Source organism: Devosia sp. J20-27, from assembly GCF_055808595.1.
In genome coordinates, this window is the sequence record NZ_CM147875.1 from 3230852 (window position 1) to 3252923 (window position 22072).

General features: G+C 61.9%; 18 protein-coding genes and 4 tRNA genes. 7 read left to right on the top strand and 15 right to left on the bottom strand.

Going from position 1 to position 22072, the window contains the following annotated elements; translation table 11 throughout:
• Window positions 1-5: 5 nt before the first annotated feature.
• The 8 genes from rpoB to AC0L4C_RS16070 all read right to left on the bottom strand — a co-directional run bounded on the left by rpoB (window position 6) and on the right by AC0L4C_RS16070 (window position 8064).
• Window positions 6-4154 (bottom strand): DNA-directed RNA polymerase subunit beta, encoded by a 4149-nt coding sequence (gene rpoB / locus AC0L4C_RS16035; RefSeq protein ID WP_473400703.1) that lies wholly within the window; start codon window positions 4152-4154, stop codon window positions 6-8.
• Window positions 4155-4409: 255 nt separating this feature from the next.
• Window positions 4410-4781: a 50S ribosomal protein L7/L12 gene (gene rplL / locus AC0L4C_RS16040; RefSeq protein WP_473400704.1), complete on the bottom strand. Its 372-nt coding sequence runs from the start codon at window positions 4779-4781 to the stop codon at window positions 4410-4412.
• Between the two features lie 71 nt (window positions 4782-4852).
• Window positions 4853-5371 carry a 50S ribosomal protein L10 gene (rplJ, locus tag AC0L4C_RS16045; protein WP_473400705.1) on the bottom strand — a complete coding sequence of 173 codons (519 nt, stop codon included), beginning with the start codon at window positions 5369-5371 and terminating at the stop codon, window positions 4853-4855.
• Between the two features lie 337 nt (window positions 5372-5708).
• Complete coding sequence (gene rplA / locus AC0L4C_RS16050; protein WP_473400706.1) at window positions 5709-6404, bottom strand: 50S ribosomal protein L1; 696 nt, start codon at window positions 6402-6404, stop codon at window positions 5709-5711.
• Window positions 6405-6407: 3 nt separating this feature from the next.
• Complete coding sequence (gene rplK / locus AC0L4C_RS16055) at window positions 6408-6836, bottom strand: 50S ribosomal protein L11 (protein WP_473400708.1); 429 nt, start codon at window positions 6834-6836, stop codon at window positions 6408-6410.
• A gap of 155 nt (window positions 6837-6991) precedes the next feature.
• Window positions 6992-7522, bottom strand: coding sequence for a transcription termination/antitermination protein NusG (nusG, locus tag AC0L4C_RS16060; RefSeq protein ID WP_192656611.1), 531 nt, complete (start codon window positions 7520-7522; stop codon window positions 6992-6994).
• Between the two features lie 41 nt (window positions 7523-7563).
• Window positions 7564-7758, bottom strand: a complete 195-nt coding sequence (gene secE / locus AC0L4C_RS16065) for a preprotein translocase subunit SecE (protein WP_473400709.1) — start codon at window positions 7756-7758, stop codon at window positions 7564-7566.
• A 230-nt stretch (window positions 7759-7988) separates the two neighbouring features.
• Window positions 7989-8064 (bottom strand) — tRNA-Trp (locus AC0L4C_RS16070).
• A gap of 251 nt (window positions 8065-8315) precedes the next feature.
• Here AC0L4C_RS16070 and AC0L4C_RS16075 point away from each other — a divergent pair.
• Window positions 8316-8594, top strand: coding sequence for a hypothetical protein (locus AC0L4C_RS16075; RefSeq protein WP_473400711.1), 279 nt, complete (start codon window positions 8316-8318; stop codon window positions 8592-8594).
• 114 nt (window positions 8595-8708) lie between these two features.
• On the opposite strand, the gene AC0L4C_RS16080 is transcribed toward AC0L4C_RS16075, so the two are convergent.
• Window positions 8709-8782: transfer RNA gene (locus AC0L4C_RS16080), tRNA-Gly, on the bottom strand.
• Window positions 8783-8856: 74 nt separating this feature from the next.
• Window positions 8857-8941, bottom strand: a tRNA-Tyr gene (locus AC0L4C_RS16085).
• Between the two features lie 153 nt (window positions 8942-9094).
• Between AC0L4C_RS16085 and rlmB the strand changes: the two genes are divergently transcribed.
• Window positions 9095-9847 (top strand): 23S rRNA (guanosine(2251)-2'-O)-methyltransferase RlmB, encoded by a 753-nt coding sequence (rlmB, locus tag AC0L4C_RS16090; RefSeq protein ID WP_473400712.1) that lies wholly within the window; start codon window positions 9095-9097, stop codon window positions 9845-9847.
• A 51-nt stretch (window positions 9848-9898) separates the two neighbouring features.
• Here the strand turns inward: rlmB and AC0L4C_RS16095 are convergent, their stop codons facing one another.
• From AC0L4C_RS16095 to AC0L4C_RS16105, 3 genes are all read right to left on the bottom strand, one after another.
• Window positions 9899-10882 (bottom strand): hypothetical protein, encoded by a 984-nt coding sequence (locus AC0L4C_RS16095; RefSeq protein ID WP_473400713.1) that lies wholly within the window; start codon window positions 10880-10882, stop codon window positions 9899-9901.
• Window positions 10883-11010: 128 nt separating this feature from the next.
• Entirely contained in the window at window positions 11011-11472 is a 462-nt protein-coding gene (locus tag AC0L4C_RS16100; RefSeq protein ID WP_473400714.1) for a YaiI/YqxD family protein, read from the bottom strand.
• 244 nt (window positions 11473-11716) lie between these two features.
• On the bottom strand, window positions 11717-12595 hold the full coding sequence (locus tag AC0L4C_RS16105; protein WP_473400715.1) for a hypothetical protein: 879 nt from the start codon (window positions 12593-12595) through the stop codon (window positions 11717-11719).
• 246 nt (window positions 12596-12841) lie between these two features.
• On the opposite strand from AC0L4C_RS16105, the gene AC0L4C_RS16110 reads away from it, so the two are divergent.
• The 3 genes from AC0L4C_RS16110 (at window position 12842) to AC0L4C_RS16120 (ending at window position 15652) form a co-directional block, all read left to right on the top strand.
• A complete protein-coding gene (locus tag AC0L4C_RS16110) occupies window positions 12842-13420 on the top strand; it encodes a nitroreductase family protein (RefSeq protein ID WP_473400716.1) in 579 nt (192 codons plus the stop codon).
• Window positions 13421-13482: 62 nt separating this feature from the next.
• Window positions 13483-14352, top strand: coding sequence for a transglycosylase SLT domain-containing protein (locus AC0L4C_RS16115; protein ID WP_473400717.1), 870 nt, complete (start codon window positions 13483-13485; stop codon window positions 14350-14352).
• 88 nt (window positions 14353-14440) lie between these two features.
• Entirely contained in the window at window positions 14441-15652 is a 1212-nt protein-coding gene (locus AC0L4C_RS16120; protein ID WP_473400718.1) for a DUF2336 domain-containing protein, read from the top strand.
• Here the strand turns inward: AC0L4C_RS16120 and AC0L4C_RS16125 are convergent.
• Window positions 15649-16419: an NAD kinase gene (locus tag AC0L4C_RS16125; RefSeq protein WP_473400719.1), complete on the bottom strand. Its 771-nt coding sequence runs from the start codon at window positions 16417-16419 to the stop codon at window positions 15649-15651. The two genes, AC0L4C_RS16120 and AC0L4C_RS16125, sit on opposite strands and share 4 nt — an antisense overlap.
• A gap of 176 nt (window positions 16420-16595) precedes the next feature.
• On the opposite strand from AC0L4C_RS16125, the gene AC0L4C_RS16130 reads away from it, so the two are divergent.
• Window positions 16596-16671: transfer RNA gene (locus tag AC0L4C_RS16130), tRNA-Thr, on the top strand.
• A gap of 21 nt (window positions 16672-16692) precedes the next feature.
• Here AC0L4C_RS16130 and AC0L4C_RS16135 read toward each other — a convergent pair.
• Window positions 16693-19044 carry an autotransporter outer membrane beta-barrel domain-containing protein gene (locus tag AC0L4C_RS16135; RefSeq protein ID WP_473400720.1) on the bottom strand — a complete coding sequence of 784 codons (2352 nt, stop codon included), beginning with the start codon at window positions 19042-19044 and terminating at the stop codon, window positions 16693-16695.
• A 339-nt stretch (window positions 19045-19383) separates the two neighbouring features.
• On the opposite strand from AC0L4C_RS16135, the gene AC0L4C_RS16140 reads away from it, so the two are divergent.
• Window positions 19384-21933: a sensor domain-containing protein gene (locus AC0L4C_RS16140; protein ID WP_473400721.1), complete on the top strand. Its 2550-nt coding sequence runs from the start codon at window positions 19384-19386 to the stop codon at window positions 21931-21933.
• The last annotated feature ends 139 nt before the right edge of the window (window positions 21934-22072 follow it).

Genomic DNA, 22072 nt, shown 5'->3' on the forward strand with positions numbered 1-22072 from the left:
CAGCTTTATTCCGCCGCGTTCTGAGGAGGTTCGAGCTGGTCCGCAGCCGGGCCGCCCGGGGCAAGTTCGCTGCCTTCGGACATGTCGAGTTCGACATTGAGTCCGAGAGAACGGATTTCCTTGACCAGAACGTTGAACGATTCCGGGATGCCCGCTTCGAAGGTGTCGTCGCCACGCACGATGGCTTCGTAAACCTTGGTACGGCCGGCAACGTCGTCCGACTTGATCGTCAGCATTTCCTGGAGCGTGTAGGCAGCGCCATAGGCTTCCAGTGCCCACACTTCCATTTCGCCGAAGCGCTGACCGCCGAACTGCGCCTTGCCGCCCAGCGGCTGCTGGGTAACGAGCGAGTACGGACCGATCGAACGGGCATGGATCTTGTCGTCGACCAGGTGGTGCAGCTTGAGCATGTAGATATACCCAACCGTCACCTTGCGGTCGAAGGCTTCACCGGTACGACCATCGTAGACAGTCGACTGACCCGAGGAATCGAGGCCTGCGCGCTGCAGCATCTCGACGATATCGGCATCCTTGGCGCCGTCGAAAACCGGCGTCGCGATCGAGATACCCTTGGACAGATGCTCGCCGAGACGGACCGTGCTGTCGTCATCCAGATCGGTGATCGACATGTCGCCCTCGAAGATCGAGTGGATCTCCTTCTTGAGCGGCTTCAGGTCACCCTTCTGCTGGTAGACCTTGAGCATGTCGTTGATCTTCTTGCCGACGCCGGCGCAGGCCCAACCCAGGTGGGTCTCAAGGATCTGACCAACGTTCATGCGCGACGGCACGCCAAGCGGATTGAGCACGATGTCGACGGGGGTACCGTCTTCAAGGTACGGCATGTCTTCGCGCGGAACGATGCGCGACACCACGCCCTTGTTGCCGTGACGGCCGGCCATCTTGTCGCCTGGCTGGAGCTTGCGCTTGGTGGCGACAAACACCTTGACCATCTTCATGACGCCCGGCGGCAGTTCGTCACCGCGCTGCAGCTTGTCCACCTTGTCGATGAAGCGCTGCTCGAGCGTCCGGCGGCTCTCCTCGTACTGAGCGTGCAGAGCCTCCATCTCGGCCATGACCTTGTCGTCCTCGACCGCAAACTGCCACCACTTGGCGCGCGGCTGGGCCTCGAACATCTGGTCATTGAGCTTGGTGCCGACGACATAGCCCTTCGGACCTGCTGTCGCGGCCTTGCCGAACAGCATCTCCTTGAGGCGCGCGTAGACGTTGCGGTCGAGGATCGACTGCTCGTCGTCGCGGTCCTTCGCCAAGCGCTCGATTTCCTCGCGCTCGATGGCCATGGCGCGCTCGTCCTTGTCGATGCCGTGGCGATTGAACACGCGCACTTCAACGACCGTACCAGCATCGCCCGGCGGCACGCGCAGGGAGGTGTCGCGAACGTCGGAAGCCTTCTCGCCAAAAATGGCGCGGAGAAGCTTCTCTTCCGGCGTCATCGGGCTTTCGCCCTTTGGCGTGATCTTGCCGACGAGGATGTCACCGGCCGCCACTTCGGCACCGATGTGCACGATACCAGCTTCGTCGAGGTTCTTGAGCGCTTCTTCCGAGACATTGGGAATGTCGCGCGTGATTTCCTCGGGGCCGAGCTTGGTGTCGCGGGCCATGACTTCATATTCCTCGATATGGATCGAGGTGAAGACGTCCTGCATCGAGATCTTCTCGCTCAGCAGGATGGAGTCTTCGAAGTTGTAGCCGTTCCAGGGCATGAACGCGACGAGCACGTTGCGGCCCAGGGCGAGGTCGCCCAGTTCGGTCGACGGGCCGTCGGCAATGATGTCGCCCTGCCCGATGTGATCGCCAACAACGACCAGCGGACGCTGGTTGATGCAGGTCGACTGGTTCGAACGCTGGAACTTCATCAGGTTGTAGATGTCGACGCCAGATTTCGAGGCATCGGTCTCTTCGGTGGCGCGAATGACGATACGAGTCGCATCCACCTGGTCGACGATGCCCTTGCGCTTGGCAACGATAGCGGCGCCGGAGTCGCGGGCCACAACCGACTCCATGCCGGTGCCCACGAAGGGGGCCTCGGCACGCAGCAGCGGCACAGCCTGGCGCTGCATGTTCGATCCCATGAGGGCGCGGTTGGCGTCGTCGTTCTCAAGGAACGGGATGAGCGCCGCGGCCACGGAAACCACCTGCTTGGGCGAAACGTCCATGAGATCGACGAGATCGCGCGGCGTCAGGCCGTTGTCGCCGGCGTGGCGGGCAACGATCAGTTCGTGCGCAAATTCGCCCTTTTCATTGAGCTCGGCATTGGCCTGAGCGACGTAGTGCTTAGCCTCTTCCATGGCGGAGAGGTAAACAACGTCGTCGGTCACCACGCCCTCCACAACCTTGCGGTAGGGAGTCTCGATGAAACCGTACTTGTTGACGCGGGCGAAGGTCGCCAGCGAGTTGATCAGACCGATATTCGGACCTTCGGGGGTCTCGATCGGGCAGATACGGCCATAGTGGGTCGTATGCACGTCGCGAACTTCGAAACCGGCACGCTCACGTGTGAGACCACCAGGGCCAAGCGCCGAGAGGCGACGCTTGTGGGTGATTTCGGACAGCGGATTGGTCTGATCCATAAACTGGCTGAGCTGCGACGACCCGAAGAACTCGCGGACGGCGGCAGCCGCCGGCTTGGCGTTGATCAGATCCTGCGGCATGACCGTGTCGATTTCGACCGAGCTCATGCGCTCCTTGATGGCACGCTCCATGCGGAGCAGACCAAGGCGGTAGTGGTTTTCCATGAGTTCGCCGACAGAACGCACGCGGCGGTTGCCGAGATTGTCGATGTCGTCGATTTCGCCGCGACCGTCGCGGAGGTTCACCAGAGTACGGACGACCTCGACGATATCCTCCTTGCGGAGGGTACGGACGGTGTCTTCTGCCTCGATCTCGAGGCGCATGTTCATCTTGACGCGGCCAACAGCGGACAGGTCATAGCGCTCGCTGTCAAAGAACAGCGACTTGAACATGGCTTCGGCGGTTTCCACCGTCGGCGGCTCACCCGGACGCATGACGCGGTAGATGTCGAACAGGGCGTCTTCACGCGACTCGTTCTTGTCGACGGCGAGCGTGTTGCGCAGGTAGGCGCCCACGGTGATGTGGTCGATGTCCAGGATCGGCAGCTCGTCGAAACCGGCATCGAGCAGCTTGGTCAGCGTCTTCTCGTCCAGCTCGTCGCCGGCTTCCACGAAAACTTCGCCGGTGTTGAGATCGAGCAGATCCTCGGCGACGAAAGTGCCGTAGAGGTCCTCGTTGACTGCGGCGAGGTGGGTCAGGCCGTTCTCAGCCAGCTTCTTGGCCTGGCGGGCCGAGAGCTTCTTGCCGCCCTCGTGGACCACGTCGCCGGTCTTGGCGTCGATCAGGTCATGGGTCGGCTTGGCGTTCTTGATCTTTTCCCAGTTGTAGGGGATCTGCCAGCCGGTCTTGGTCTTCTCGTAGGTGACAGAGTCGTAATAGGTCGACAAGATCTCCTCGGCATCCATGCCGAGCGCCTTGAGCAGCGAGGTCACCGGGATCTTGCGACGGCGATCGATTCGCGCATAAACGATATCCTTGGCGTCAAACTCGATGTCCAGCCAGGAACCGCGATAGGGAATGATCCGGCCGGCGAACAGGAGCTTGCCCGACGAGTGGGTCTTGCCCTTGTCATGATCGAAGAACACACCCGGCGAGCGGTGCATCTGCGAGACGATCACACGCTCGGTGCCATTGACGATGAACGTGCCGTTCGACGTCATGAAGGGCATGTCGCCCATATAGACGTCCTGCTCCTTGATGTCCTTGACGGACCGGGCGCCGGTTTCCTCATCCACTTCGAAAACGATCAGACGCAGCGTCACCTTGAGCGGCGCGGCGAATGTCATGTCGCGCTGGCGACACTCGTCAACGTCATACTTGGGCAGCTCGAACTCGTACTTGACGAACTCGAGGGATGCCGTGTTGGAAAAATCGGTGATCGGGAAGACCGACTTGAAGACAGCCTGAAGTCCCTCTTCCCTGCGACCGCCCTTGGGCTCGTCGACGAGGAGGAACTCATCATAGGAGGCCTTCTGGACCTCAATGAGATTAGGCATCTCCGTGACTTCGCGAATGGACCCAAAGGACTTGCGTACCTTACGGCGGCCGTTGAACGTGGTAGCCATACCCGCTCCTATCTTTCTCTCGAATGTCTCGGAGGCACATGTCCAAAGACCCGACTATCAGCCGTCGGATATCAGGACATCTGCCTTGTGAATGTGATCGTCCGGGGCAATGGGAGGCGCCCCTTATTCCGCAACTTCAGAAACTTGCGCCCTGCCCTGCCAATGCAACCGGCTGCGGGTGGCGACTGTCGCTATAGTCAACACTACGACAGGAATAGGGCAGCGCCGTGAGGCGCTGCCCGAAACTTGCAGACCTTACTTCAGGTCGACCTTGGCGCCGGCAGCTTCCAGCTTTGCCTTGATGTCGGCAGCTTCGGCCTTGGAAGCAGCTTCCTTGATGGTCTTGGGAGCGGCTTCGACAAGCGCCTTGGCTTCGCCGAGACCCAGGCCAGTGATGGCACGGACTTCCTTGATGACGTTGATCTTGTTGTCACCGAACGAGGTGAGAACGACGTCGAACTCGGTCTTTTCTTCAACGGCAGCGGCCGGAGCAGCGGCAGCGGCGGCAGCAGCCACCGGAGCGGCAGCCGAAACGCCCCACTTTTCTTCGAGCATCTTGGACAGTTCAGAAGCCTCGAGGACGGTGAGAGCCGAGAGGTCGTCTACGATTTTGGCGAGATCAGCCATTTGAGTTCACTTTCAGATTTGTGTTGTTCAGTTCGAACCGTGGGTGGGGCCGAAACCCCGGTACTAAGCGCCTATGCTGCGTTGCTCTTGTCCGCGTAAGCGGCGAGAACCCGTGCAATCTGACCACCCGGTGCCTGCACGACCGAAGCGATACGGGTCGCGGGCTGCTTGAGCATGCCGGCGAGCGTAGCGCGGAGCTGGTCGAGCGAAGGCATGGTTGCCAGCGCCTTGACGTTTGCTGCGTCGAGCTCGGTCTTCCCCATTGCACCGCCAAGAACCTCGAACTTCGAGTTCTTGTCTGCGAAAGTGGCCGCGACTTTCGGCGCGGTCATGGGATCCGTGGCGTAGGCGAGGACAGTCGGCCCGGTAAACAGGGCAGAGATGTCCGCGTTGTCGGTGTCCTTCAGAGCGAGCTTGGCAAGGCGGTTCTTTGCCACCTTCACCGAGCCACCGGCCTGCTTCATCTGCTTGCGCAGATTTTCCAGGTCGGCAACGGTGAGGCCGGCATTGCGCGCGACCACAATCGATCCAGCGCCCGCGAATGCGGCCTGGAGCGACGTGACGAGTTCACGCTTTTCCGCTCTTTCCACTGCTAGTCTCCACATTGAGCCCGGCGATAAACGTGCCGGACTTTTGCCAATTGCTGTCCTCCATTGCGGGAGTTCAGCGGGTTAACGCCTGTCAACCGAGCTGACCGCGGAAGGACGAAATGCCCCTTGGCGGCAACTGGCCTGGTTCGAACCGACTAACCGCTTCACAGCGGAAACCGGTCTTCCCCCCGTCTATTGCTGGCCCCTGTCGGGATTAAGTGCCTTGCGGCGCACCACGCAGTCTCGGACAGGACTTATCTGGTCTCGCGACCAGATATCGGGGCGGAGAACCGCCCCGAATTCGTGCATCCGGCCAACTGGGCCGGCTTCGACGGTCTTACGCGTGGACCGACGAGGGATCGACATGGACGCCCGGGCCCATGGTCGAGGAAACGGCAACGCGCTTCATGTAGGTGCCCTTGGCACCGGCCGGCTTGGACTTCTGCACCGCATCGGCGATGGCCTTGATGTTCTCGAGCAGCGCCTGCTCGGTAAACGAAGCCTTGCCGACGCCGGCGTGGATGATGCCAGCCTTCTCGACGCGATATTCAACTGCACCGCCTTTGGCGGCCTTGATGGCGCCGGTGACGTCGGGAGTCACGGTGCCGACCTTGGGGTTCGGCATCAGATTGCGCGGCCCAAGAATCTTGCCGAGACGGCCAACCAGCGGCATCATGTCGGGTGTCGCGATGACACGGTCGAAATTGATGTTGCCGGCAGTGATCTGCTCGACCAGGTCTTCGGCACCAACGACGTCAGCACCGGCGGCGCGGGCTTCATCGGCCTTTGCGTCCTTGGCGAACACGGCGACGCGAACGGTCTTGCCGGTGCCATTGGGGAGATTCACGACGCCGCGGACCATCTGGTCGGCGTGACGCGGATCAACACCCAGATTGAACGAGATCTCGACGGTTTCGTCGAACTTGGCCTTGGCCCGGTCCTTGACGAGTTTCACAGCCTCTTCAATGCCATAGAGCTTCTTGCGATCGATGCCTTCGGAGATCGCTGCGGTACGTTTTCCCAGCTTTGCCATGTTTTAGCCCTCGACCTGAATGCCCATTGAACGGGCGGATCCAGCGATCATCGACATCGCCTGCTCAACGTCATAGGCGTTGAGGTCCTTCATCTTCTTCTCAGCGATCTCGCGGATCTGCTGGGAAGTGATGGTGCCGGCCGAGTCCTTGCCCGGAAGCTTAGAGCCAGACTTCAGGTTCATCGACTTCTTGAGGAAGTAGGTCACCGGGGGGAGCTTGGTTTCGAAGGTGAAGCTCTTGTCGGCGAAAATGGTGATCACGACCGGGGTCGGCGCACCCTTTTCCATTTCCTGCGTGGACGCGTTGAACGCCTTGCAGAATTCCATGATGTTGAGGCCACGCTGACCGAGCGCGGGGCCGATCGGGGGCGACGGGGTCGCCGAGCCGGCCGGAACCTGAAGCTTCAGGTAGCCAGTAATTTTCTTTGCCATCGTACGTCCTTTCAAAACGCTTGCCCGGTGTCACCCGAACGCAGTTGACGCCGTGGTGCGAGGTTTTGCCGGTGGCTGGCCGCCACCGCCCTCTCCCACGGTTTTTCCGTAACCCTGCGGCTACGAATTCCCGGCCTGGGCCGGAAACTTCATGGTCAGACCTTTTCGACCTGACCGTATTCGAGTTCCACCGGAGTGGGACGCCCGAAGATCGATACTTCCACCTTGAGGCGCGAGCGTTCCTCGTCGACTTCCTCGACCACGCCATTGAAGCTGGCGAAGGGGCCGTCGGCGACGCGCACCTGCTCGCCGACCTCGAACGAGACCGACGGCTTGGGATGATCCACGCCTTCCTGCACCTGCTGCAGGATCGCCATGGCTTCCTTCTCCGAGATCGGCATGGGCTTGTCGCCCGAACCGAGGAACCCGGTGACCTTCGGCGTGTTCTTGATGAGGTGGAACGCCTGATCGGTCAGTTCCATCTTCACCAGCACATAGCCGGGGAAAAACTTGCGTTCTGCGTCGACCTTGCGGCCTCGGCGCATCTCGACGACCTTTTCGGTCGGCACAATGACGTCCTCGAACAGGTCTTCGAGCTTTTTCTGCGCAACCTTCTGGCGAATATCTTCCGCCACCTTGCGCTCGAAATTCGAATACGCCTGAACGATGTACCAGCGCTTGGCCATGCCGCGTCGTCGCTCCTAATTCTTTGTTCTTTGCAGACCGCTCAGCGGATCGACAGCATCAACTGGACAAGCCAGGAAATAATCTGGTCGGCGACAAGGAAGAAAATACTCGCCAACGCCACCATGACCAGAACCATGACCGTTGAGATCAAGGTCTCGTTGCGCGATGGCCAGCTTACCTTGCTGACTTCCTGACGCACCTCTTGCAGAAATTTCATGGGGTTAGCGCCAGCCATCAGCATTCTTTCCTTTTGGGCGTTTCGGCCCATAACCAAAAACCGCGCGAGTCTCCTCGGCGGCTGAGAGGGCGTATCTAGTCGGTCGACAGAAAGATTGCAACCCCCATACCCAGCCAAGCAAAGAACTGGGACGCGATGGCGGCCAGGAACTGCGAGTTGGCGCCGGCCAAGTGCACCGCCAGCCGCTAGAGATCGTTCATGGGAGGTTGGTGGGAAAGTTTTACGCCTGGCAGGGGCAGAAGGACTTGAACCCTCGACCCTCGGTTTTGGAGACCGATGCTCTACCAACTGAGCTATACCCCTATCAGGCGACGCACGGTCTAGTCGCAAACTGCGTGCGGTGCAACAGTTCTCCTCGGACGTTTTGCTGTGGCCGCCGGAAAATGCAGGTCGCGCACGCCAGCGCCTGTGAAACGGGCCCGATCCCCTTGTGTACTTGCTTGGCGGCCAGCTGCGCTCGTGGCAGATTGCTGCCGTTGCGGGCCTCGTCCGCAGCGATGAGGGAGTGTGCCGGCTGCAAGAATTGCGCCGGACCCAACAAACAGGGGAATGCAATGAAGAAGATTATTGCCGTCACCGCGCTGGTCGTGGCCGGCCTTGCCGCGCCGGCGCTGCCGACCCAGGCCGCACCGATGATTTCCAAGAGCGACTGCCTGATTCTGCCGCTGCTCAAGGCGGACTGCCGCACCATGCTGCGCGAGGACGTGAAGATGGCCATGGGTACGCCTCACACCACGGCGGTGCGTGCGCCGAAGGTGAAATCCCCGATACCGTTGTGGTGGACGTGCGAACCGGCACCTGCCGGCACGAAAGCCATGTTCGTCTGCGATTGACGGCTCTGTCGGCGGTCAATCCATAGACGCGAGCAACCTACGCCCCGGCCGGTCCGGGGCGTTTTGCCGCGAGGCCTGCAATTCTGCCTTCTGTATGAAAGGGCTATTCAGGACTGGAGCGGGTGAAGGGAATCGAACCCTCGTCATAAGCTTGGAAGGCTTCTGCTCTACCATTGAGCTACACCCGCATTCCGGCGACACTGGCACGCCCCGATTGTCACGTGCAAGCGTCCGACGGTGACGCCGACCGGCAAAGGGGAAGTGGTGGAGGGGACTGGATTCGAACCAGTGTACGCTAAGCGAGCAGATTTACAGTCTGCCGGATTTAACCACTCTCCCACCCCTCCACTAGAGACGGAAGAGACGCGCCGGGGCGCGTCGTCGGGCGGTTTATGGTGAGCTTGGCCGGATGTGTCAACAGAGAATGTTTCAGCTTCGTCACAAGCCATGGACGTATGGTTGAGCTTGCTGGACGGGGGCAAACCGCGTACCGGAAAGCCATGAGCCGCAACAAGTTTCCGCCCAAGCCAAAATACAATCCCGATGATGGTCCGGTGTACCTGTATGGCATCCATACGGTGCGCGCCGCGCTGGATAATCCGCTCCGGGAGAAACGCGCCCTGCTGGCGACTCCGAATGCCCTGATCCGCCTGAACGAGAGCGGCGGGATCGGCAAGATGCGTGTTACCGAGACAACGCCACGGGAACTCGACAAACTGCTGGGCAACGACACGGTACACCAGGGTGTGGCGCTGGAAGTGGAGCCGGTCAGCCGGTTCGGGCTCAACGATATCCAACAGCTCAAACTCGTAGTTGTCCTCGACCAAGTGACCGACCCGCACAATGTGGGGGCGATCCTGAGGACGGCATGCGCCTTTGGCGCCGATGCAATGTTGACCACGGCCCGGCATTCGCCACGCGAAACGGGGGTTATGGCGAAATCGGCCTCCGGCGCACTTGATATGGTGCCACTGATCGAAGTGCGCAACCTGGGCAATGCACTGGAAACCCTTAAGCAGCGGGGCCTGAGGGTGCTGGGTTTCGACTCGGAGGCCGAGGCACCGTTGACGGCACGTACGGACGATGTGCCAATGGCCATCGTGCTGGGCGCCGAAGGCAAGGGCTTGCGCCAGCGCACGCGGGAACTCTGCGACGAAATGGTGAGGCTCGATATGCCCGGGCCCATCAAGTCGCTGAATGTCTCGAACGCTGCCGCCATTGCGCTCTTTGCGGCCACGGCAGGACGTAAATAGAAAAGGGCCGCGACTGGCGCGGCCCCTCCCCGATCATCATCAGTGCCTAGCTTACTTGGCGCAACGCACCATCGGCGCGCCACCATTAACGGTGATGGTATCGGCGGTCGGCATGGCGATATCGAGCGGCTTGTCTGCGGTGCCGAGAGCAGCCTTGCCGCCATCGAGCGGGGTCGGCGAGACAATCGTCAAGTCGCTGCCCTGCCGGATGCTGAGAGCCGAGATGACGACATAGTCGGTTGCGCCCGCTTGATCGACGTTGGCACAGGCAGCTGCATCGGCAGCCCAGACGCCAAGGTAGGCGACGTTGTCGGTCTTGGCGTTGGCAGCGAGCATCGTATCCGGCTTGAGACCGGCACCCGGAAGCTTGCCAGGTTCAGATGCAGCCATGGCTGCTGGTGCCATCGCGTCGGCGGCCGGTGCCGAAGCAGCAGCGTCCAGAGCAGCCTTTGCGTCGGCTGCGCCCTTTGCGGCGGCGGCGTCAACTGCTGGTGCGGCGGCAGCGGCAGCTTCCGTAGCGGCCTTTGCATCGGCGGCAGCCTTATCGGCAGCGGCCTTTTCAGTCGCAGCCTTGGCGTCAGCGGCAGCCTTGTCAGCAGCTGCCTTCTCTTCAGCTGCCTTGGCTTCCGCAGCGGCCTTATCAGCAGCGGCCTTGTCAGCGGCCGCCTTGGCGTCGGCAGCTGCCTTGTCGGCAGCTGCCTTCTCCTCAGCAGCCTTCGCCTCCGCAGCAGCCTTATCAGCAGCAGCCTTCTCCTCGGCTGCCTTGGCTTCCGCAGCGGCCTTGTCAGCGGCGGCCTTGTCAGCGGCGGCCTTTTCCTCCGCCGCCTTGGCTTCGGCGGCAGCCTTGTCTGCAGCAGCCTTTTCTTCAGCTGCCTTGGCTTCCGCCGCTGCAGTGTCGGAGGCGGTCGTGTCGGTCGCAGCGGGGGTGGAATCGGCAGCAGGCGTGGCCGGCTGGCTGGAGTTGTTGTCACAGGCCGCGAGCAGCACGCTCATGGCGAGCACGGCCGGCAGGGCCAGATAGGAATTCAGTTTCATGTTGCAGTCCCTCTTCTTTCCCGAGGTGTGGTTCGCAGGGTTTCCGCGAGCGCATCACTGCGCCTCATACACCAGCATCCCTGCGCGGATGCAACAGCGGTCTTGCCTTTGGAACCCAAGATTCCGGCTCATTGCGCCTGACGTTTGGCGCGTGTCACCGCCTCGTCAAGCGCGGATAAAAACTGCGAGCGGTCGCGCGCCGTAAATTCTGCATTCAGGCCGCGGCTCTCGCCGGTTTCGCGCAAGTGCTGCTTGAGCTCGCGCATGGCCAGGGCCATGCCGATGGATTCCTCGGTGAAACGCTTGCCGTTGGGGCCAAGGACCTGAGCGCCAATATCCAGCGCCCTGCTCGCCAGCGGAATATCGGAGGTGACGACGATGTCGACCGGCGTCAATTGCTCAACGATCCAGTCGTCGGCGGCGTCGGGACCATAGGGGACGTAGACGTAGCGGATCATCGGGTCGCGGGTTGGGCGCGACCCCTGGTTGGCGACAAGAGTAATGGTGAGACGCTGGCGCATGGCCACGCGGATGGCCTCATCCTTGACCGGACAGGCGTCTGCATCGACGTAGATCTGGGGCTCGGACACTTATCCACCTCACGGCGCCGTGGTGACACTGACCACAGCAGCAACAATCAAAGTCTTGAAAAAGAACAAAAATGCCAAATGCAACACGACGGGTTTCCGCATCCTTCTGATGTCACATCGACATCGGACGCAGAGATCAATGTGCCCATCAGATGGGAAAATCCGAGGACTGCAAATATCGTCGGAACAATCTCACCAGGAAATGCAGTCGACCAGAGCGCGGGGCGGCGCACCGAAGGCCGTGCTAATAGACCGTGGTGAGAACTTCGACTTCACGCCCCTGTCCGGGAGAAACGGCGAACTCCCGGCTGAAGACGGTATCGCCGCGCTTGGCCAGAACGAGATAGTCACCCTCGGCGAGCACCGTAGCTGGAAAGGCACCGATATTGGTGAAGACAGTCTCTCCGCTGGCGGTCTTGACGGTCCAGTCGATGTCGGCAATTGCCTCGCCGCCCTCCTCGGTGACCAGCTTGAAGGAAATCTGCGCGGCGCGGTGGTAGAGCGTTGCGTCGGTCAATTCGCCCGGCTCGACACGAAGGTCGGCGCGAACGACAGCGTTCACGTCTCCGAAATACGAGACGACGTGATAGGTGCCCGCATTGAGCGTGACCACATCGTTGGCGCTCATGTTTTGGGCGACGAGAGTGCGGTCGGCCTCGGAATCGGAAGAGAATATGTCGAAGCGCAGCAGGTTGATGGGAATTGAGACATCGCCGGAGACGGCGGCATTGAGACGCATGGCACCGGCATCGAGCACCATGGACTTCGCATTGTCGCCTTCGTGCACCTCAAGCGTATCGGTCGCCTGAGCACGGCCGTAGGCGGCGTGCACGACGTACTGACCGGGCGGCAGTTCCAGACTGGCGGTAGCAGAGTCGGACTTGGCGGCGAGCGCCAGTTCTCCCGACGCGTCGGCCCGCGCTTCAAATACCCGCCAGACGACCCCCTCGGAAATACTGGCGCCGGCCTCGGTGATTTTTGCCGTCAATGTGACCGGCTGCGGCTCCAGTGCGACGGCCTCTGCAGCGGCGGCGGCGTTGGAAGCCTGGTCGGCCGGAGTGGCCAGTGGCTCCGAGTCGTCTGGTTGCGCCTCGTCCGCCACATCGGCGGGCACGGGAGCCATTCCCTCCGGGATTCGGTCCGCGGGACGCGGCAGAGGCAATGGCGCAACCTGTGCGACCGATAGAGAGGGGGCGCCCATCAGCAGAGCGCACAGCAGAAATCTTAAGAATCTAGACGTCTTCACCCGTACCCCGCAGCCGTTCCTGGCGCCGGCCCGACGCATGTTTCGAGCACCTACGCTTGGATTAGGGAAAAGCTGTGTCATAAGGGCGCCCTACCCGCAAGCATTCGACGAAAGCTCTCCCCCATGGCCGCCAACCCTGTCCTGCTCGACTATTTCAAGACCCGCCGTTCGGTTGGTATCGGCTTTCTGGCGGAGCCCGGACCGAATGCGGATGAACTTGAGCAGATCCTGACGATCGGCACCCGGGTGCCCGACCATGGCAAGTTGACGCCGTGGCGGCTGGTGATCTGGGAGGGCGAGGCGCGTGCCCGGGCAGGCGAGAAGCTGGCCGCCATCGCCAAGCTCAACAATCCCGCGGCAGAGGACGCAGCACTCGACGCGGACCGTCGCCACTTCCTGCCCGCGCCATTGACCATCGGCGTGATCTTTTCGCCCAAACAAAGTCCGAAGATTCCGGAACTCGAACAGTTCATGTCGGCGGTCAATGTGTGTTTTGCGCTCGAGCACGCTGCCTTCGCATCGGGATTTGCCGCCACCTGGATGTCGCGCTGGGTGCTGTTCGACGCAGCGGCCCAGCAGGCGCTCGGAGCGCGAGGCGGCGAACGGTTTGTCGGCTTCATCCATATCGGCACGCCCAAGATCAAGCCCGAGGACAGACCCCGTCCGCCGCTCGACAGCGTCGTCAGCTACTGGACGGAGTAACCTTTCGTTAACCCACCCTGCGCAATAGTTAACGAAATCTTGCCGGAGATCAGTACGAGTCGATGGGCGTCCAGCCAATAGCGGTGCCGCAAAGCCTTGCCTACGTGCTCAATTCCGCGGGCACGAAAAGTGGCGTCGATTTCGACTACCTTCTGCAAACGGCAGTCCGCGAGAGCAGCCTCAACCCGACTGCCAAGGCATCGACCTCGAGCGCTGTCGGCCTTTTCCAGTTTCTGGAGAGCACCTGGCTGCAGGTGATGAAGGATGAAGGTCCACGGCTGGGCTACCAATCCTATGCTGACGCAATTACCGAGACCAGCGATGGCGATTTCGTCATCAAGGATCCAAAATTGCGGGCCGAGGTCCTGAGACTACGCGAGGAACCGCAGGTGGCGGCAGACCTCGCGGCCGCTTTCACCAGGAACAATGGCGCCTATCTCTACGGAAAATTCGGCCGCATGCCGAGCCCCGGCGAGCTCTACATTGCCCACTTCCTAGGCCCGCGCGGGGCGGAAAGGATGTTCACCGCGGGCCTCGAAAATCCCGATCAGATCGCGGCCAGTCTGTTTCCGCGACAAGCCAAGGCCAACCCCTCGATTTTTTACGACGACGGACAGGCCCGGACCATCCGGCAAGTCTACAAGGCGCTGGTGCAAAAGCACGAGGGCGGCTCGGCTGCGGCCGGGGCCGATGCCGCCTTTGCCGCACAGCAACTGGCAGCCGACCCGGCCAATCCCGCGCCGCTGGCCTTCGGACAGGGCTCCAAGTGGCCGGATACGCAGCCCCTGCCCTCACGGTTCTCGCAGGACGACATGTCGTTCACGGGGCTGTTTTCCAACGAAGCCGCACCAATCCAGCCGCGCGTGTTGATGACGCCGGCCGATGAAGCGCATCCCAACAGCGCCTTCTTTACCCAGCTCTACGGCAAGTAACGCGGTTAAAGGGGACGCAACAAACAGGGTGAACCGTTCCTTAAACCTTGGCCGCTAACCTGATTTCCGGAGTATCCGGAGAGTTGTAATGGTTGCGTACCAGGATTTTGTGTCCCTGACCCGGTCCGGCGATAGCCAAGAACGCGGACAGGCCGCGCATCTGGCGGCGCAAGCCTACCTTGCCCATCACGGCCCGGCCGATGAGCATGCCGCGCTTTATGCCGCACTGATCGGCTTTCTCGATGATCCTTCGGTCAAGGTGCGTGCCGCCCTCGCCTATGGCCTGCTGCATACCCGCGACGCTCCACGCCCAATCCTGCTGGCGCTGCTGCAGGATGCCGAGATCATCGCGCGCGCCGTGGCGCAGTACTCGCCAGCGCTGATCGACGCGGATCTGCTCGGCATGCTGCGTGGCGCCGAGCCCAGCATGCTGCTGGCGGTGGCGATGCGTGACCGTCTATCGCCCAGGGTGATCGCGGCGCTGCTTAAGCGAGCCGACAAGGCCACCACACTAAAGCTGCTTGGCCGCAAAGACATCGAGATAGCGCCGGACCGGATGATGCTGCTGGCGACGGGAGTGGCGCTTGAGGATGCCGACATTCGCGGCGCATTGCTGGCGCGCAACGATCTGCCGGCAGCGGCCCGGCTGACGCTGGTGCAGGCCGTCGCCCAGAAGCTGGCGGGCGCGCGCATGGTCAAGGGCGCGGTGGCCCCGTCGCGACTTGAACGACTGCTGCGCAACGCCACCGATACCGCCTTGACCGAGATCGGCGAGTCCGAGGCGGCCGCCTCACGTACCGGCTACGCCATCGAGCTTGTCATCAGCGAACGGGTCTCGGCCAGAGTCATGCTGCATGCCGTGGTCAACGGGCACGTACTGTTTTTCGCCGACTGTCTGGCCGAACTGGCCGAAGCACCGCGCGACAAGGTGTTCACGCTACTGGAGTCGGGCAGCCGCGCCGCGCTCAACGCCCTCCTGGCCCGCTGCGGGCTCGGGCCGGCGGTCCGCAACATGATTGCCCGGCTGATCTTTCACGCCCGTGCCGCGGACCTTGCCGACGACGTGGCGGCGCGACATTTCGTCGTCACAGCACTCACCGAGGAACTGATCGTCGAGCACGACGGCATGATCCCGACGGAACTTGAAGAGGCCTTTGCCTATCTCTCCGAGCAGAACGTGACACTGGCCCGCAAGGCGGCGCGCGGTGTCATGTCGGCCTTTGCCGATGACGTTCATGGCCGGAAGGCGCTGCCTGGGCTGCCGCCGCAGGAAGAGTATCTGGCGCTGCCGGCGGCTTAATAGCGGAACTGCTCGCTGAGGACGCGTTCTTCGAGACCGGTGCCTGGATCGAACAGCAGGGTTACCCTGCGGTCGCGGTTTTCCCGCACTTTCACCTCAACGACATTGTGGAATTCGACATTGTCGGCAACTGCACTGACCGGTCGCTTTTCGGCCTCGCGGGTCCGGAACGTGACTTCGGCGCGGTTGGTGAGGATGGCGCCGCGCCAGCGACGCGGCCGGAATGGCGAGATCGGGGTCAGTGCCAAGAGAGACGAGTCGATGGGCAGGATGGGTCCATGAGCCGACAGGTTGTATGCAGTAGAACCTGCCGGAGTGGAGAGGAGCACACCGTCGCAAATCAGTTCATCGAGCCGGGGGTGGCCATCGACAAGGATTTCCACCTTGACGGCCTGATAGGATGCGCGGAACAGAGAGACTTCATTGAGCGCCAGCGCCTCGAACTGATTGCCATCGGCATCGCGCACCGACATCGCCAGGGGATAGATGTCGGTCGGGTTGGCACTCTGCAGACGCTCCACCAGCCCCTCGGCCGAGAAGGCGTTCATGAGGAAGCCGACCGAGCCGAAATTCATCCCATACACGGGAATGCCCAAGTCCATTACCCGATGCAGGGTTTCCAGCATCAGCCCGTCGCCACCCAGGGCCACGACCACACCGGCCTCGACCAGCGGCACGTTGCCATAACGCTCACGCAACGACTCGGCGGCGGCATCCGCCTCGGGCGTGCCGCTCGAAACGAAAGCGATGCGGTCGGTTGCAACCATGCTGCAATAGGCTCCAAGGACGGGCCGCCTTGCTAGCACGCGATAGCACGAGGCGCCAGCCGCCGCGGAATTCACCTTTGGGCGGAACCGCTTAGAGAGCCCGGCTGAAGGTTTGAGTCATCTCGCCGCACTGCCAGCTTGCAGCAACTGCCCGCCGATGCTAGCTAGCCGCCTGTGCCGGTATAGCTCAGTTGGTAGAGCATCTGATTTGTAATCAGGCGGTCGCGGGTTCGAATCCTGCTGCCGGCACCATCCCTCCAGCTTGCCAAATGTTCACAGCATGCGCGCATATCGGGCGCTGATCGCGTGGGACATGCCGCTGGCAGCCCAGTCGAGGCCGTAGGTCAGATCAAGGTTGCTGCGCGGAGCGAGATCGAGATGAAGGTCGAGCGTGGCGGCGATTGAACTGCCGCCCGCTGAAGTTCCTGGAACGGCGAAGGGCGCAGATCCGGCGAAGGCGTATGACGTGGCGGGCGCTGAATTGGCGCGGTGTTTCCAGGCGAGCGAGCCACCTACCGTGAGCAAGACGGTTCCGAGCGCAAGTTTGTGGCCGGCCCTGAGCCCGAGGGCAGTCTCATAGGCGTCGGTGGATGTGGCCGCGACTGTCAGGGCACCGGCGCCGCCGGCCTCGGAATAGGCAGGCGTGAAGCTGCGCGCATATCCGAGATCACCGAACAGTTCGACATCGACGGGCCCGAGGACAAAGCTCTGGGCAACTTCCGCGAATGCTTGCGCGGTCATGACGCCGTAGGCGCTGGTCAGTGTTTCGTTGACGCCTGGGGCAGTGAGGCGACGAGAAGAGTCTATTGCGTGGTAGCCGAGGTTGCCGCCGAAGCGGAGTGACAGGCCACCGAATTGTTTCGCCCCGTAGAGACCGACCTGAATGTTGGTGGCGGTGGTTGTGGCGGTTCCAGAGGCGATCGATGAGCCGCCGATTCCCATGAGCGCGCCGGCAGTCCAGTCATTGCCCAGTTCGACATCGGCGCCGCCGATCATGCCGACGCTGCCGGAGTGCATGCCGCCCATGCTGGACGTTGTGGCCACCAGCCTGCCCCACACGCTGGGCTGAAGGGTATCCGTCCAGTCACCGGTCGTGAAGCTGGTATGGCCGAAGGCGGGAGTCGATGGCGCGAGAGTGCCCGACTGTTGCTGGATGCGGCCAAGAGCGGCGGTACTCAGCGTCGAGGCACTTTGCAGCATGGCGTCGCTGGCGGCCAGAAGGTCGGTGCCAGCGAGTTGCTCAAGCAAGGCCGATGCAGCATCGACATCCATCTTGTCGAGCTGGTCGTAATACGGTGCTGCGGAACCCATGGCGTCGAGCAGGGCCGCTACTGCGGCCTGGGCCGGCGACCGGGCGTAGGAGGCAAAGGCGGCGCCAGTGGGCGACAGGTTGAGGAGTACCCGGTCGGTCTCGTAGACGAGTTCGGGCCGATAGCGCAACGAGGCCGAGGTGACGCTGGCGAACCGGTCGGATGGCAGCAAGGCTGTGTCGGAGAGCAGGAAGGCCTGACCGACGACCGCGCCGCCTGTCGGCACGATTTTCAGCGCGGCGGCGTCCAGATTGGCACTGGAGACGTGCAAGATATCAACGCCTGCGGTGCCGGCTTCGATCTCGAGCATGGACCCGACATGAAAGGTGACATCACCGGCCCAGATCGAGCCGACAGAGTGACCGGGTGCCAGCGTTCCGAAGATGTCGAGGATGTCGAGATGCCCAGTTCCGGAGAGCCGCCCGGCGGATTTGACGCGCACGGTACCCGCCGGCAGCCGCCCGGCTATGTCGAGGGTGCCTTCGATCAGGTCGATATCGAAGGGCGCGTCCCACGCGAGGCCAGCTTCCGGGGCGCTCAGGTGCCAGACTGAGGAACCTGATTTCTGGAAGTGCTGGAAGCCGACATATTTCGTGCCCAGCTCTTCCAGGTCGAACTCCGCCGTGCCAACGCCGCCCCAGACCAGCAGGTTTTCTCCGCCCTGCCCGTCGATCAGGCCGTCGAGCTGATAGCCCGGTTGCAGTTCGAGTACGCTGTCGCCATTGCCGAGCATGGAGTAACTGCCCTCGCCGCGAAGCGTACCGGCGAGGCTGAGTTGCGTCGTGCCCCCGTTCAGCACCTGAACGGGAATTGGCGCATCGATGAAGCTGCCGTGTCTTAGCTCTATGGTGACGGGAGCGTCGCTCCACTGGGCGATGTCGAGACCGACCGTAGCCGTTATCGCGGCTCCGCTATCGACAATGACAGACAGCGGCTGTCCGCCGCCACTGCCGATTCTGACACCGGTGACGGCGGCAATTGTATCGCCAAGCGTGAATGAACTCGCGCCTGCTCCCATAGCGTAGCCGCTGATTGCCGTGCCATTCAGACTGACAATCGAGTTCCCGTTCCCGAAGTAGTTGATCGACGTGCCTGAAAGCAGCACCGCAGTATCGAAGCCGTCAAAGACCAGGTCAGCCGCGTTCGTCAGACTGACCCGTCCGTCAAACATGAAGCTCAGGGAATCCCAGTTGGCGCCGGCAGTCTCGTCCAGGCTGATCAGGACGTCGCCGTTGGCGTCGCAGCTCACACTGAGACCGCCAACGTCATAGGGACAGGCTGCTTGAGCCTCGACCTCGTGACAGGCGAAAAGCACCGCCACTCCCACGACTACGGCAGGGCGGTATATAGCCGGAAATATGATGTCTAGACAATAAAACTGCATCGGCCACATCGCTTTCGCAACATCCGACAAAGCCCGTCGCGACCACCGCCGCGCGAGAACTACATTTTTATTATACGTCTAACTACTTATTACTTGACACGATGAGGGGCTGCAATCCCCAAAGCGATCCACCAATTCGGCGGCGGCTGCCGATTTTCGCGGATGGGTTCTCCAGGGCCCGCAAACCGCCACGGGTGTAAGGGAATCTAAAGCGCGTCGCGGCATGTTCGATCGAACGGACGCCCCTGCGTAGTCCGACAAGGCCTTGGAATGACTGACGCAACACATGCCGATGCGCTGCCCACCCGCCAAAGCGGCAATGACGCTGACGATCAGTTGGCGGCTGCTGAGCAGCTTGCCGGATTTGGCCGCTGGCACTGGCGGCCAGGCTCGTCACGAGTTCATGTCAGCTCCGGAATGGCGGGCCTGCTGGGTCTGATCGTGCCCATTGCCGACATCAATGGCCGTGACTTGCTGCGCGCCATCGCCCCCAGCGACCGAAAAGAGCTGATCGCCCGCGTTCGCCACTGCAGGCAAGGAAAATACGCCCGCGATCTGGAGGTCTCGGTGACCGGCGAGGACGGCGGGGACCGCACGGCCCTGACCATGTTCCGAGCCGGCTCGAACGGCAAGCTCTGGGGCATATGTCATGACGTTACCGTGGCGCGTCTCGTCGCGGCCGCACTCGAGCGCAGCGAACGGCGCTGGGAGACAGCGCTGGAGAGTGCGCGGCAAGGCGTCTGGGACTACGACGTCGTGACCGGATCGATCTATCATTCCCGGACATGGCGGACGTTGCGCGGGCTCAATGCCGCCCATGATACGAGGGATACGCTGGAAGGCTGGCGGAGCCGGCTCCATCCAGACGATGTGGAGCGCTGCCTTGCATCCATCAGGGCCCAGCACGCGGGCGAAGTCGAGCGCAGCGTGCTGATCTATCGCGAGAGGCATGTCGACGGCCACTACATCTGGATCTCCAGTGTCGGCGCGCCGGTGGAGTGGCTGGCAGACGGCCGGCCCAAGCGGCTGATCGGCACCGATACCGAGATCACGGAATCGAAAGCCGCAGAGGCCGAGCTGCTGCGACTGTCAAGCCGGCTGGAACTGGCGCTGGAAGTATCGCGCATCGGAGTCTTCGAGGCCAATCTCAATACAGGCGAGGTCTATTGGGACCAGCGGGTTCGGGAAATGTATGGCGTGCCTGTTGACGACAGCCCGATCGGACCGACCGTCTGGGACAATGCCCTGCATCCGGACGACGCGGAGATGGCGGCAGAGCGAGTGTGGACCGCCGTTGGCAACAAGAGCTCTTATGAATCTGAATTCCGGATCATACGACCGGATGGGGCAGAGCGGACGATCCGGACCAAGGGAACCTATCGCCTCGATATCGATGGGACGCCCAAAATGCTCGGTGCCAACTGGGATGTGACAGACGAGGTCAAATCCAAGCACGAGCTCGAGCGGGCTATTTCGCTGGCCGAAGCCAGGAACGTCGAACTCGAAGAGACCCGGGCACAGATCGAGCACAACTCGCTGCATGACATCCTCACCGGGCTGCCCAATCGACGCTATCTCGATCGTTGGCTCAAGGAGAAATCGGAGCTCTGTCACCGGCGCGGCGGCAGCATCGCCCTGCTCCATATTGACCTCGACCGGTTCAAACAGATCAACGACACGCTCGGCCACGTTGCCGGCGACGCCATGCTGGTGCACGCGGCGCAGCTGCTGCGCGGCAATCTGATCGACGACGACTTCGTGGCGCGCGTCGGCGGCGACGAGTTCATCATTGTCTGCGTCTACGACGGCCCCGCCACCCGACTGGACAAGACGGCCCGCACAATTATCGACCAGATGCGTCAACCGGTGCCTTATGACGGGCACTTCTGCCGGTTTGGCGCCAGCATTGGTATCGCGGTCCAGTCCGGCAGCGCGATAGACGCCAAGCGGCTGCTGATCGACGCCGACATCGCGCTCTACCGTGCCAAGCGGCGCGGCCGAAACGGCTACGAATTCTTCTCCGAAGCGCTACAGGCGGAGACGGTCAACACCAAGCGCGTTGCTGACGACATCCTGCGCGGCATCGAACAAAACGAGTTCTTGCCTTACTATCAGCCGCTCGTGGATGCGAAGACGCTCGAAGTGGTCGGCGTAGAAGCGCTGGCGAGGTGGAAGCATCCGAACGGCATGCTGTCGCCGGCAAGCTTTCTCAAGATCGCCGAAGACCTGAATGTCGTGACAGCAATTGATCGCCTGATCTTCGAGGCGGCGCTCCGCGACTTCGACGCCTGGCAAGACAAGGGCCTCGCCATTCCGTCGGTGTCGGTGAACGTGTCGTTCCGCCGTCTGCATGACGAGCACCTGATTTCCAGCCTGAAGGACCTGCCGATCCGGCCCGGGACGCTGTCCTTCGAATTGCTGGAGTCGATCTTCCTCGACGAGCCCGACGACGTGGTGAACTGGAACCTCGAGCAAATCCGGGAGCTTGGGATCAACATCAATATCGATGACTTCGGCACTGGCCACGCCTCGATCCTGAGCCTCGTGAAACTGCGACCGACGCGGTTCAAGATCGACAGGCAGTTCATCGATGAAATCGAGAGTTCGGAAAGCCAGCGGCGGCTGGTGAGTTCTCTGGTCGATATCGGCAAATCGCTGTCGATCATGGTGGTCGCCGAAGGTGTCGAGACCATGGACCAGGCCGGCATTCTGCGCGACGTCGGCTGCGACATCCTGCAAGGATATGCCTTTGCCCGGCCCATGCCGGCAGCAGCGCTGGAGGAACTGGTGAAATCGCGCCGATGGCTGCAAGCCTCCTAGCCAAGGACAGCAGAATCCGCTAGCGGCAGGCGGTCGAGCACCGTTCGACAGTATCCTGATTGTTTTTCATGACTATTCATGGCGTCGGCATCGTTCTCACGCCGCTCGCCAAGTGCTATACATTCCCCGCTTGCAGCAG